This window comes from Paludibacter propionicigenes WB4 (assembly GCF_000183135.1).
GTDB classification, from domain to species: domain Bacteria; phylum Bacteroidota; class Bacteroidia; order Bacteroidales; family Paludibacteraceae; genus Paludibacter; species Paludibacter propionicigenes.
The window spans coordinates 588,833-600,959 of sequence record NC_014734.1 but is presented as its reverse complement, the minus strand read 5'-3'; the positions used below and the strand labels follow the sequence as shown (position 1 = coordinate 600,959).

At 38.8% G+C, this 12,127-nt stretch carries 12 protein-coding genes and 1 tRNA gene; all 13 read right to left on the bottom strand.

Annotated features, from left to right (window positions below; genetic code table 11):
* Position 1: 1 nt before the first annotated feature.
* Entirely contained in the window at positions 2 to 1,048 is a 1,047-nt protein-coding gene (locus tag PALPR_RS02445; protein WP_013444021.1) for an ABC transporter substrate-binding protein, read from the bottom strand.
* 10 nt (positions 1,049 to 1,058) lie between these two features.
* Positions 1,059 to 1,853 carry a hypothetical protein gene (locus PALPR_RS02440; RefSeq protein WP_013444020.1) on the bottom strand — a complete coding sequence of 265 codons (795 nt, stop codon included), beginning with the start codon at positions 1,851 to 1,853 and terminating at the stop codon, positions 1,059 to 1,061.
* A 98-nt stretch (positions 1,854 to 1,951) separates the two neighbouring features.
* Complete coding sequence (locus PALPR_RS02435) at positions 1,952 to 3,259, bottom strand: hypothetical protein (RefSeq protein ID WP_013444019.1); 1,308 nt, start codon at positions 3,257 to 3,259, stop codon at positions 1,952 to 1,954.
* 221 nt (positions 3,260 to 3,480) lie between these two features.
* Complete coding sequence (locus PALPR_RS02430; protein WP_013444018.1) at positions 3,481 to 4,548, bottom strand: ABC transporter substrate-binding protein; 1,068 nt, start codon at positions 4,546 to 4,548, stop codon at positions 3,481 to 3,483.
* A gap of 357 nt (positions 4,549 to 4,905) precedes the next feature.
* Positions 4,906 to 4,993, bottom strand: a tRNA-Ser gene (locus PALPR_RS02425).
* A 131-nt stretch (positions 4,994 to 5,124) separates the two neighbouring features.
* Positions 5,125 to 6,072 carry a phosphoribosylaminoimidazolesuccinocarboxamide synthase gene (locus PALPR_RS02420; RefSeq protein ID WP_013444017.1) on the bottom strand — a complete coding sequence of 316 codons (948 nt, stop codon included), beginning with the start codon at positions 6,070 to 6,072 and terminating at the stop codon, positions 5,125 to 5,127.
* Positions 6,073 to 6,096: 24 nt separating this feature from the next.
* Positions 6,097 to 7,098: a PhoH family protein gene (locus PALPR_RS02415; RefSeq protein WP_013444016.1), complete on the bottom strand. Its 1,002-nt coding sequence runs from the start codon at positions 7,096 to 7,098 to the stop codon at positions 6,097 to 6,099.
* 44 nt (positions 7,099 to 7,142) lie between these two features.
* Positions 7,143 to 7,508, bottom strand: coding sequence for a four helix bundle protein (locus tag PALPR_RS02410; protein WP_013444015.1), 366 nt, complete (start codon positions 7,506 to 7,508; stop codon positions 7,143 to 7,145).
* A gap of 64 nt (positions 7,509 to 7,572) precedes the next feature.
* Positions 7,573 to 8,853 (bottom strand): serine hydroxymethyltransferase, encoded by a 1,281-nt coding sequence (glyA, locus tag PALPR_RS02405; RefSeq protein ID WP_013444014.1) that lies wholly within the window; start codon positions 8,851 to 8,853, stop codon positions 7,573 to 7,575.
* An 82-nt stretch (positions 8,854 to 8,935) separates the two neighbouring features.
* Entirely contained in the window at positions 8,936 to 9,616 is a 681-nt protein-coding gene (locus tag PALPR_RS02400) for a chloramphenicol acetyltransferase (protein WP_013444013.1), read from the bottom strand.
* Between the two features lie 66 nt (positions 9,617 to 9,682).
* Complete coding sequence (locus tag PALPR_RS02395; RefSeq protein WP_013444012.1) at positions 9,683 to 10,318, bottom strand: flavin reductase family protein; 636 nt, start codon at positions 10,316 to 10,318, stop codon at positions 9,683 to 9,685.
* A 15-nt stretch (positions 10,319 to 10,333) separates the two neighbouring features.
* Positions 10,334 to 10,789, bottom strand: a complete 456-nt coding sequence (pyrI, locus tag PALPR_RS02390) for an aspartate carbamoyltransferase regulatory subunit (protein ID WP_013444011.1) — start codon at positions 10,787 to 10,789, stop codon at positions 10,334 to 10,336.
* 42 nt (positions 10,790 to 10,831) lie between these two features.
* Complete coding sequence (gene pyrB / locus PALPR_RS02385) at positions 10,832 to 11,737, bottom strand: aspartate carbamoyltransferase (RefSeq protein ID WP_013444010.1); 906 nt, start codon at positions 11,735 to 11,737, stop codon at positions 10,832 to 10,834.
* Positions 11,738 to 12,127 lie beyond the last annotated feature (390 nt).

Sequence of the window (12,127 nt, the reverse complement as noted above, 5' to 3'; positions counted from 1 at the left end):
ATTATTTACCTAGCAGTCGGTTTACGTCAGTATCAGTAATTTTCGCATGATAGAAAAGAGCAAAATATTCTTTCAAAGCCTGATTTATATTGAACGAAACCTGATCCGGATAAAGCGTTTTGGCAGCCCAAAGTACTCCGGGAATAATGTTGGTGGTAGGCGGGCGATCGAACCAGCCGAATGGCAACGATGGTATCTGATATACTTTTTTATGGATAACAGCCTGCACTTTTTTCCAAGCCGGATCGGTCATAATATGATCATAGGTGCTTTTCGAAGTTCCTGCATTACCCAAACCCATTCCGGCTGGCATTCCGGTCCAAACAAGAATTACTTCGGGATTCCATTTCAGAATTTGCTCCATTGATGCAGCGGACATACCATGCATACCGCCAATAGAAGTTTTGGCGACATTGCGTGCTTCCATAAAATCAATAACCTGACTGTGAAATGAGCCTGAAGGTTCAGTATTCTCACCTTTCATTCCTTCGGCATAATACAGCCTTGGTCGTTTAGTTTCGGGAAGGATTTTAAGCTTTTGATGAATTGGATAAATGTAGGTATTCAGGTATTTAATTAGCCCTGCTGCTTGTTGGTTGCAACCAAGAGCTTTTCCCAAAAATGAAAACATTGCTCCGTATTCAGGCAACGTAAAATTGATAACCAATACCGGTATTTTCAATCGTTTTTGCATCGTTGCAGCCTCCTCAGCGGCATTTGATCCGGTCATATTGCTGCAGATTATTACGTCTGGTTTCATTTTCAGAATTTCTTCGTCGTTGTCTTCCGACATAGGTTTACTCAGATATTCAGGCGAAATGTATTTCTGTCCTTCTTTTTTTATCTCGAAGGTTGAATTACAGAGTAATTTTGGATTCAGAGCAAAAACAGGCAACGATGCAAAACGATCGGTGTATACTTTTCGAACAATTGTTGGAACAAGTACTTTTCGCCCGGCCATATCGGTCAGCATTTGCTTTTGTTGGGCACTGAGTGGTAAACTCACCACAAAGGCCAACAGGAAAGCTATTTTATTTATTGTTTTCATGCGTTCATTTTCAATTTGATTCTTTTATACTCCAAATCCATAAATCGTGTATCCTAACATTCCTGTTACTATGCGTTGGGTCATTCACACCTATTCCTTTGCTGCTGATAGCCGGAACAAATTTCAGATAAACGTTTTTCTTATTAATATCAACCGTAAAAGTCTGACCCACGGTTGGATCAGTCGGACTATAATCACTCACACGAGTAAAACCACTTTCGCCTTTCGCCTTTATCCACAACGACAAGCCTCCGACATAATCTACATCGCCTCCGTAGGATACGCTAAATTTAATCTTCGATACGGAAGGGAGTAACGATAAATTAAGCTGAGCATCCGAATTGTGTCCGCCACATTCGTAGTAAATCTCACTTTGTAAAGCCACATATCCCAAACTCACTTCCGAAGTGCCGGTTGAAGTTCCTACTTTGTTTCCACAAGTTGGATTTACTGCAAAATCTTCCAAGGAATAAGTAACCGGAAATATATTGTTATAGACACGCGTTACAGGCTTATCGGGTCGATACATAATGACGGTAGAAGTCATTAAATCAGTTTCGCAGTCCTGCTTCACTTCGTTAATGTATCCATCACGTTTCCAGCCCTGAAAATTTTCATGAAAAGCCAGTGAACCATCAGTCGGATATTTTGCAATGGATATACTGTCACCTAGCAAACCGGTTGTATCAGAAATAACCTCATCATCAATTCCCAGAAATCTGTAATTGCTTTGTTTCTCACATGAGCTAACTGAGATTATCAGGAATGTAATCCACAATATTTGTATATTTACCCGTATATTCATGAAATACAAAAAATAGGTTTGTCTGTAAAAGCTTATATATAGCTCTTCCCAAAGTTTTAGGCTTTAGTAGAGCTATATAATATAAAATGAGTCATTTATCAGGGTTTCCCGTCACTCCAGATTTTCAACCCAAAGAGTTTCGGAGTGGTAGTATAAGCTCCAGTTCCTGTATAGGTGGTGAATTTAAAGGACACGTTTTTTTCGTTCACATAGAAGCGGAAGTATTTACCAATTCCTGCATATTTGGGAACTGTAATGTCTTTATATAAAGTATAAGCTCCACCATCTACCGATTTGTAAACTTGATAATGACCTGACATTCCTGTTACTGCTATCCAAAATTCAAGTAGCGAAACAGAAGGAACTGCCGAAATTGTAATCGATGAGCTTAAATTTGTATTAGCATATCCCGACTTTACGAGCGGCATTTCAAGATAGCCTGTAGTCAGTCCGTAAACTAATGATACATCACCGTGATGATTATAGCAATCGGGATTGATAGCTCCATCATGAATCATATAGGTTACAGGTACACCTTTATAATAAGTTATTGTAGTATCATATTCTACCTCACTACTCCATGCAAGCGGTACATAGCTCGTTCCGGTTTTATTTGCCGTTACACCCGGCACTGGCAGTACGTATCCTTTCAATTTCCATTTTTGGAAGTTATCATCTACATACAATACCGAACCATCGATTACGCCTTTCGACCACACTTTCAGATCATGTATGCGATAGTATTCATTTTTGCTGTCTTCCGAGGCAAATTTCAGGTAAACATTGACTTCATTGATCGCTGCAGAAAATGATGAACCGATAGTTGTGGTTGTGGGGTTGTAAGTGGCAACCTTAGTATATGTAACTCCGTCGGTTGATTTATACAGAGTAATACCTGATCCATTCAACGAACTGGCAGTCAGAGTAAACTGAACAGTTGACACATAAGCCATTTTTGAAAGAATCATAGAAGGAGCTGCAGCTCCACCTTGCGCCGATTTTTTATTGAATAGCACATATCCTTTTGTTATAGAGTCAGCACTTGCTGTCAATCCCGAATATAAACCACAACCAGTGTTTACAGCAGCATCTTTGTAAGTAATCATGACCGTATCGTTATTTACACCATTGAAATAAGTCTCAGTCCATGTATAAGGGGCATCACTGGAAGCCAAATGGTCGTTTCCACAACTATCAGTCTTACTTGAATAACCAATTGAAAGTTTCGAAACAGAAGGCCATGCACCCGATGTTTGGAAGTTTTTATTGACAATTAAAGCTGCACCAGATGGAACTGAAGCTGTGAGAATCGAACTGTTATCTACGTCATCACTTTTACACGAAGTAAACCCTAAAATCAACAGTAATATTGTTATCGCCCTAAAAAAATGTTTTTTGTTTGTCATATTTTTTAAATTTTATGAATGAATTTCTTTATTATTTGTATTTCTGCGGATGTATTGAACCTTAAATCCGTTATGCACTAAAAAGAATATCGCTATTCAAAAAAAATCATAGCTATCTTTTCATTCCGTCGAATTCATATCCTCTATTTTCATTTTGTCTCAATTTATTATTCTAAACCTATCGTTATACAGACTAAAGAATAACGCAAACTAAAAAAAACTTAAGCTTTGTGCTTTTCATCAACCAGCAATTCAGCTTTACCTTTAAACTCAGAAAAGAATAATTTCTGCATTCGTTCTTTACAGTCCTGAATATCATTATCTTCCATGTATTCCCAACCAACCCAGTTCAGCGTAGCAGACGGTAATTGATTTACGGCATCTTTGTTTGCTGAAGGAAATCCCGATTGAAGCAAAACTGTTGACATATCGGCACTTAAAATATAATCTATGAGAGCCTTATGCTCCATATATTTCCCTTTCTTCACTAGCATTTGAACCGGACTTACAATGGCACCTTCCTGAGGAAACACAATTCGAAATCTTTCTGTGTTCCGTACTTTCAAAGCAAATGAATAAGGCATAACATATACCGTAGTTCCTTCTATATTCCCGGCATTGAGCATTTTTACCATTTGCGATGGATGCAATCCCCTGGCTGTATTTTTTCCTAAAAGTCGTATGGCCTCATCCCCTATCGTTTTCATGTATGGAAAAAACATGGCGTTACAGAAAAAATCCGTATCTCCACGCAATGTCAGGTCGTTTGAGAATGATTCAGGTAAGATATCTAGCCATGATTGTGGTAGCATACGAACACCCAACTTATCGGTATCCACTACCATAACCAATAAATTTGTTGTAAACCAAACCATCAACCTGTTCGGATGTACATAATTTGATTTTTCAAACAAAGAATGAACTTCTGTAGAAATGGTTTCAAAATTATCTGAATTCAAAAATAATTCCTGAAACCGTTTGTGATAAAGGCTATTAATATCAGAGGAGATGAAAATATCCGGCAATTCATCAACAGAATTCAGCTTGTCAATACCCGCAAAGAAGCTTTTCTCATAATTCAGATTACCTTCTACAACAAGTTTTGAATTTTCAGCATCTACATATTCCGGAAATGCATTGAACAATGCCTGTTGAAAAGCATTTCGTAAACCACATGGAAGCAGTGCCAATAAAACAGGTTTGCTGATTACATCCTTCTGGTCATGTTGGACAACATCACCCAAATGACCACAACTACAAGAAGCTTTATGTTTAGATGCTTTATCCATTTATAGTTACATTGTATCGCAACTTTGCGATTTAGATGAATTATCTGAACGACTGTGTTTCCAAAAGATGTCATTCAACGATATCAACATATTGCAACAGTTATGCCAACAGTATAAAACACTACTAAACAAGTGATTAAATTAAATGGCGATATTCTTTTAAAAGTATAAAGCTACTATTTGGTAGGAAATTAGAAGCATTTCTACAAAATTGTATACAAAACGTATCAAAAGATTGGGCGGATTATAAGATTTGCTGTACTCACAAATTATAATCTCTTTAATCCAGGTGAGGTAAACGGAGGTTGACTTTTGGGCATAAAAAAAGAGACCCGAATAGGTCTCTTTTTTGTTTTTTGGCGGAGAGAGAGGGATTCAAACCCCCGGTACCTTGCAGTACGGCGGTTTTCAAGACCGCTGCAATCGATCACTCTGCCATCTCTCCAGGGATCGTCTTTTCTTCAAAGGCGGTGCAAAGATACGGCTTTTTCCGAAACTACCAAACGATTTTTCAATTCAAAATTCAAAATTCATAACTCAAAATTGAATATCATTTGGCTTTCAGAGTTTTATTGTTTAAACAGTTTTCAAATAATCTACAACATTTTTTTCAATACGCTTTGAAATGTCGGCTATATCGGCTTTATCGAAAGATTCTCCACTAATATTTTCGAACAATTCGATATAACGTTCACTGATTCCTGCCACTATTTCCGGAGTCATTTCGGGTACAGACTGTCCGTCCTTTCCCTGAAAACCATTTTCCATTAACCATTCACGTACAAATTCTTTCGAAAGCTGTTTCTGTGCTTCTCCTTTTTCGAAAAGTTCCTGATAACTGTCGACATAAAAATAACGCGAAGAATCCGGTGTATGAATCTCATCTATCAGGTAAATTTTACCATCACGACGTCCAAATTCATATTTAGTATCCACCAAAATCAAACCACGTTTAGCTGCTATTTCGGTACCACGCATGAAAAGTTCCATGGTGTATTTTTCCAACATCTCATATTCTTCTACCGATACCAAGCCCTGACTTAAGATTTCATCACGGGTAATATCTTCGTCGTGGCGGCCAAGCTCTGCCTTGGTAGTTGGAGTGATGATGGGTTGTGGAAAACGTTGATTCTCGCGCATGCCATCAGGGATCTTTACGCCACAAATTTCGCGCACGCCGCTTTTATAGGTTCTCCAGGCACTTCCGCAAAGATAACCGCGTACAATCATTTCTACAGGGTATCCTTCGCAACGCAGACCCACTGTTACCATCGGATCCGGACTGGCCAGTTTCCAGTTTGGAACAATGTCAGCGGTAGCATCTAAGAATTTAGCAGCAATCTGGTTGAGCATTTGCCCTTTGTAAGGAATTCCTTTAGGCAGTACCACATCGAAAGCCGAAATACGGTCGGTAGCAACCATAACCAGCAAGTCATTTTTTACTGTATATACATCACGCACCTTGCCGTGATACACGTTTGTTTGTCCATCGAAATGGAAATCGGTGTTAGTTAAAGCGTTCATATTGTTGAGTTGTTATATTATTTATTACTTTTTCAAAATCAAAACCTCTTTCTTCTCTTCCTCTTTTTCCCCTTTAGGGGCTAGGGGTTCTTTGGCTCTTTTCTCATACGCATCCACAATGCGTTGTACCAGCTTATGGCGAACAATATCTTTTACATCAAATTCTACTTTGGCTATTCCTTTTACATTTTTCAGCACATCCAAAGCATCAATTAATCCTGATTTTTGGGCGTATGGCAAGTCTATCTGCGTCATATCGCCAGTTACTATCATTTTGGCATTCAACCCCATGCGTGTCAGGAACATTTTTATCTGCATGGTGGTCGTATTTTGTGCTTCATCGAGAATAACCACAGCATCACTAAGCGTACGTCCACGCATAAAAGCCAGCGGAGCAATCTGGATGGTACCGTTTTCCATGTATTCTTTCAGTTTGAGCGGCGTAATCATATCCTGCAAAGCATCGTAAAGCGGTTGCAGATACGGATCAATTTTTTCTTTCATATCACCGGGTAAGAAACCAAGCTTTTCGCCCGCTTCAACAGCCGGACGACTAAGAATAATCTTTTTTACCTCACGGCTTTTTAGAGATTTAACCGCCAACGCTATGGCAGTGTAGGTTTTACCTGAACCTGCAGGTCCGATAGCAAAAAGCAGGTCGTTGGTTTCGAAATCTTTTACCAGTTTCTGCTGGTTGGCGGTGCGCGCCATAATGGATTTTCCATTGACTCCGTGCAGAATCAGGTGCTCAAACTTAATTTCTGCAGGCGCATTTCCCTTTATGATTTCAATAACGTTTTCTTCTGATAAAGAGTTGTTGTCAAGACTAAACCTTTCAATTCTTTTTAAATTATCTATTAGCCGATCAGCTTCATCGTCGCTTCCCGAAATTTTCACAACATGTCCACGTGCCATCAATCGCAGATTTGGATGCAAATTTTTCAGCACCTGAATATTGGCATTATTTACACCATAAAAAACTGTTGTGTCTGTATGTTCGGAAAGTTCAAAGATGTGTTCTGTCATAAAATAAGTAGTAAGAGGTAAGAAAGTAAGAAGTAAGTAATTTGTTATTTTTTCATGTTGGCTTTACTAGCAGTGAAAATTTTCACAAGTTCATTAATTTCATTTTTGAGATTTGAAAATGTTGATTTTTCTAAGAGTTCTGATTCTTCGATCAATTCAAACCAAAATTGTGTTTCATCAATTTCTTCAACGACTATACACATTTTTGAAAATCTTTCGGCATGAGATCTTCCTCTAGTAACAGCCCGGAAATTAGCTGCTACGGAAGTTCCCGACCGTAGTAACTGTTTTCCTATTACTCGTAACTCTTCAGTTTGTTTGCAATATTTCGCATAGAAGACTATAATTGCAACAGCAAATTTCTTAGTTCTTTGTCTGTATTTCTCGTTATAATCGAAACTTTCCGACATACTTACTTCTTTGAATTTACATACAAATTACTTACTCCTTACCTCTTACATTTTTACCTCTGTATTAGTCCGCGAACAAAGGAAATTTCTCCATTGTCTTATTTACTCTTTCTTTTACTGATTTGATAACTTCTTCGTTGTCAACGTTTGAAAGCACTGTTTCAATCATCTCGGCAATTTCTACCATCAAATCTTCTTTTGCACCACGGGTGGTGATTGCAGGAGTTCCTAGACGGATACCAGAAGTTTGGAATGCTGAACGGCTGTCGAAAGGAACCATGTTTTTGTTCACGGTAATATCAGCTTCTACCAACACTTTTTCAGCTACTTTTCCTGTCAACTCAGGGAATTTTGAGCGTAGGTCAACCAACATAGAGTGGTTATCGGTTCCACCGGAAATAATAGTAAATCCACGTGCAATCAAAGCAGCAGCCAGTGCAGCAGCATTTTTCTTTACCTGAGCCTGGTAAGCTTTATATTCGGGTTGCAGGCATTCACCAAATGCAACAGCTTTTGCAGCAATTACATGTTCAAGCGGTCCGCCTTGAATTCCGGGGAAAACAGCCGAATCCAACAAAGCAGACATCATTTTGATTTCTCCTTTTGGAGTGGTTTTTCCCCATGGATTTGGGAAATCCTTACCTAACAATATAATACCACCACGAGGTCCACGAAGGGTTTTATGAGTTGTTGAAGTCACGATATGAGCCCATTTCAATGGATTTTCCAACAATCCGGCAGCAATAAGTCCGGCTGGGTGAGCCATATCAATCATCAGAATAGCACCAACTTTATCGGCAATTTCGCGCATGCGTTTGTAGTCCCACTCACGAGAGTAAGCTGATCCGCCACCGACAATAATTTTCGGTTGTTCGCGAAGCGCTACTTCTTCCATTTGATCATAATCAACGCGACCTGTCTTTTCGTCAACGTTGTATTCACAAGGTTTGTAAAGAATACCTGAGCTGTTTACCAACGAACCGTGAGACAAGTGACCACCGTGCGATAAATTCAATCCTAAGAATTTATCACCGGCATTCATGCAAGCCAAAAATACAGCAGCATTGGCTTGTGCACCCGAGTGAGGTTGCACGTTAGCCCATTCGGCACCAAAGATTTCTTTCAGGCGATCGATAGCAATCTGCTCGCTTTCGTCAACCACTTCGCAACCACCATAGTAACGTTTTCCGGGATATCCTTCAGCATATTTATTCGTTAACACTGAACCCATAGCTTCCATAACCTGTTCGCTTACAAAGTTCTCCGAAGCAATTAATTCAATTCCTTTCAACTGACGCTGTTTTTCGCGTGCAATGATGTCAAAAATAACCTGGTCTCTTTTCATTTTTTAAGTCTATAGTCTATAGTCTAAAGTCAAAAGCCTTTAGTCAATAGATGAAATTATTATTAATTTATTTATTTCAAATTTATTGGTTGAGGTATACTTGAAACCTCTCAAAAAATTTCCCCACGTGAAAACCATCCATTAAAGCATGATTGGCATGTACATCTACTGCCAGCCACATCTTTTCAGCATCGCGTGTTAGTTTACCGAACGTAATTTTGGGAATGCTGCGACCTACACTCAAAATTCGCGCATGATTTACAGCCGTAAAATCAGCCCACGGGAGTGTTGAATAGTGAATCAGATTCTCGCCGTTGAACGTGAATTTCAAACCTTTCTCGGCTTTAACCCGTTCTACTTCAGCTTTAGCCTGTGCCATAAATTCGTCAATATTTTCATTATAAGGCATATATCCGCATCCATAAGTTTCGTCTTCACGAAAAATGGTAGGCCCTGCTCCTACACTATCAAAACAGTATACCTTATCATTCTCTATCCTGTACCGGAATTCTTCGATTTCGTTGACCGTTTTCAACGACAAATATAAGTAATATAATGAGAATGGATAACCTGACTCTTTTGCTTTTTTATATGCTTGTGAACATTCTACACGGACAGTTACACCAAATAACGGCTCGTCAAAGTTTTTAAAGACTTCAAAATGCTCGCGGCGTTTCCATGTAGAAAGGTCTATTTCGTGTTTACCCCCTACCCCTAAAGGGGACTTGAAGGTAGTCTCGTCTTGTGTATGTTTTGTTTTCAACTGTTCTAAAATAACTTATTGGATTAGTTACTACAGATATTCTTGTCCCCCTTTAGGGGTTAGGGGTCATTTCTTTTTTTTAACTGTCCACCCAAATTTTCCGATTTCTTCACCCAGCTTATAATAATGACCGTGCGAATAAGCAATCAGTTTTGCTGCTCCCAAATTAAACTCTCCGGTTTCTGGATGAATATAACGGCTATCGGCCTGCACATTGACTACCTCCGAAATAAACATATCGTGCGAGCCCAGTTTTACAACCTGTTTTACACGACACTCAATACTAAGAGGCGATTCTTTGATAATGGGAGCCATGATAAATTCTGATTTTGCCGGTGTAAGTTTCATCTCCGAAAACTTATTGTAATCTTTCCCGCTTTTCACACCGCACCAGTCAGTAGCATAAGCCATATCTTCGTTAGTCAGATTTATTACAAACTCTCCGGTGCGTTTGATTATTTCGTATGAATGCCGCTCCGGACGAACTGAAATATAACACATAGGAGGATTAGTACAAATGGTTCCAACCCAGCTAATGGTGAGTAAATTGTATTCTTTCTGAGTACTGCCACAAGAAACAAGTACAGCCGGCAACGGATAAATTAATGTTCCGGGTTTCCAGGACACATGACCTTTACCGGAATCACTTTCCACTTCACTAATCTGGCTTTCAGGCTTTATTGCTTTCTTATCTTCTTTCATACAGAGTTTGATACACTATTTTATTTTCACTTCATCCCGTTTTACTTCACGCTCGCAATAATGACATTTCAACATAATATCTCCATCATTGTTCAGTACATGAAAGCGAGTGGTTACCGGTTGGTGATTCGTTATACAATTTGGATTAGCACATTGTACTATCTCCCTTATCTCCTCGGGTAAAATCAACGGTCTTTTTTCAACTACCTGATAGTCGCGAATAATATTAATTTTGGCGTTTGGTGCAATCAACGCTAGTTTATTCGTTTCGTCCACCTCCAAAATCCTGTCCGAAATTTTCACCAAACCTTTAGAGCCTATTTTGGCACTTTCAAGATTGTTGGCCAAAGTTATTTGATTTAAACTGGTTTCTATATGCAAAATTGAAACAACTTTAAATAATTTGTCTGATGGTATATGATCTATAACGGTACCGTTACAAAGTGCTGCTACTTTTAATTTCTTTTCCATGCAAATCCTGTATTAATTCAAATTTTAAATACTGACTTTATTTTAGCCCAGAACTACTTTGCTCATAATAGCCTGCCTTACGTACAATCCGTTTTGAGCCTGGCGGAAATAATACGCCTTCTCATTACTGTCCACATCCGGATCAATTTCGGTAACGCGCGGAAGTGGATGCAGTATCCGTAAATTCGTTTTGGTGTTATCCAGCATCGAATTCTTTAACGTGTAGACATTCTTCACCCGTTCGTATTCCATTAAATCCTGAAAGCGTTCTTTCTGAACACGCGTCATATAGAGAATGTCGGCATCATTGAAATTATCATTCAGCTCATTTACCTCCGTGAAAGGGATATTATTTTTCCTACAAAACACTTTGTATTCGTCAGGCATTTTCAATTCATCTGGAGCTATAAATTTAAATGTAGGATTGAAATGCGACATGGCCATAATGAGCGAATGCACCGTGCGTCCATACTTTAAATCTCCCACCAGACAAATGGTCAGATTTTCAAGCGTACCTTGCGTTTTCAGAATTGAATACAAGTCGAGAAGCGTTTGTGATGGGTGCTGATTGGAACCATCACCGGCATTGACAATCGGCACCGGTGACACTTCGGCCGCATACCTTGCAGCACCTTCAAGCGGGTGTCGCATCACAATAGCATCGGCATAACAACTTACCATATGAATGGTGTCATTCAGCGTTTCGCCTTTAGACGAACTGCTGGTAGCTGCATCTGAAAAACCGATAATTGAACCTCCCAAGCGTATAACAGCTGTTTCAAAGCTGAGTCTGGTTCGGGTTGAAGGTTCAAAAAACAAGGTAGCAATCACTCTCCCATCCAAGGTTTTACGGTTTGGATTGGCTTCAAAATCGGCAGCCGAATGAAGAATAGCCAGAATTTCTTCTTTGCTGTAATCGGCAATTGATACTAAACTGTTGTTGCTCATGGTTTATAGCTTAAATCCAGTCTTAAACCCACAAGGAGCTTTAAGACTATATAAATTGAATCTTTTAAAATTAATCTTACGTTCTTTCCAAATTTCCCTTTAGCGGAATTTAATGGCTAAAAAAAAACCAACATAAATCTGCTACGGATTTATATTGGTTTCTTTGAATTTCTTAGGGGCAACTTTTCAGCGCAACTATTTTGCTGTGAGTTGCTTTGTTCGAAAAAATATTTAAAGTTTCTCGTTTTCATTTCTGATTGCAAAGATAGTGGAAATTTTGCAATAAATAAATAGAAAATAATCAATTTGTTTTTTACAGGGATATTATTAAACTGTTTTAAAATAATACTTAATATTAACCAACTATGGTTGTACGAGAGAATGATATTT

What these genes read in the sequence shown, in the direction of transcription:
- PALPR_RS02445 (WP_013444021.1), bottom strand. Translation starts at nt 1,048, where the DNA reads ATGAAAACAATAAATAAAATAGCTTTCCTGTTGGCCTTTGTGGTGAGT.
- PALPR_RS02440 (WP_013444020.1), bottom strand. Translation starts at nt 1,853, where the DNA reads ATGAATATACGGGTAAATATACAAATATTGTGGATTACATTCCTGATA.
- PALPR_RS02435 (WP_013444019.1), bottom strand. Translation starts at nt 3,259, where the DNA reads ATGACAAACAAAAAACATTTTTTTAGGGCGATAACAATATTACTGTTG.
- PALPR_RS02430 (WP_013444018.1), bottom strand. Translation starts at nt 4,548, where the DNA reads ATGGATAAAGCATCTAAACATAAAGCTTCTTGTAGTTGTGGTCATTTG.
- PALPR_RS02420 (WP_013444017.1), bottom strand. Translation starts at nt 6,072, where the DNA reads ATGAACGCTTTAACTAACACCGATTTCCATTTCGATGGACAAACAAAC.
- PALPR_RS02415 (WP_013444016.1), bottom strand. Translation starts at nt 7,098, where the DNA reads ATGACAGAACACATCTTTGAACTTTCCGAACATACAGACACAACAGTT.
- PALPR_RS02410 (WP_013444015.1), bottom strand. Translation starts at nt 7,508, where the DNA reads ATGTCGGAAAGTTTCGATTATAACGAGAAATACAGACAAAGAACTAAG.
- glyA (WP_013444014.1), bottom strand. Translation starts at nt 8,853, where the DNA reads ATGAAAAGAGACCAGGTTATTTTTGACATCATTGCACGCGAAAAACAG.
- PALPR_RS02395 (WP_013444012.1), bottom strand. Translation starts at nt 10,318, where the DNA reads ATGAAAGAAGATAAGAAAGCAATAAAGCCTGAAAGCCAGATTAGTGAA.
- pyrI (WP_013444011.1), bottom strand. Translation starts at nt 10,789, where the DNA reads ATGGAAAAGAAATTAAAAGTAGCAGCACTTTGTAACGGTACCGTTATA.
- pyrB (WP_013444010.1), bottom strand. Translation starts at nt 11,737, where the DNA reads ATGAGCAACAACAGTTTAGTATCAATTGCCGATTACAGCAAAGAAGAA.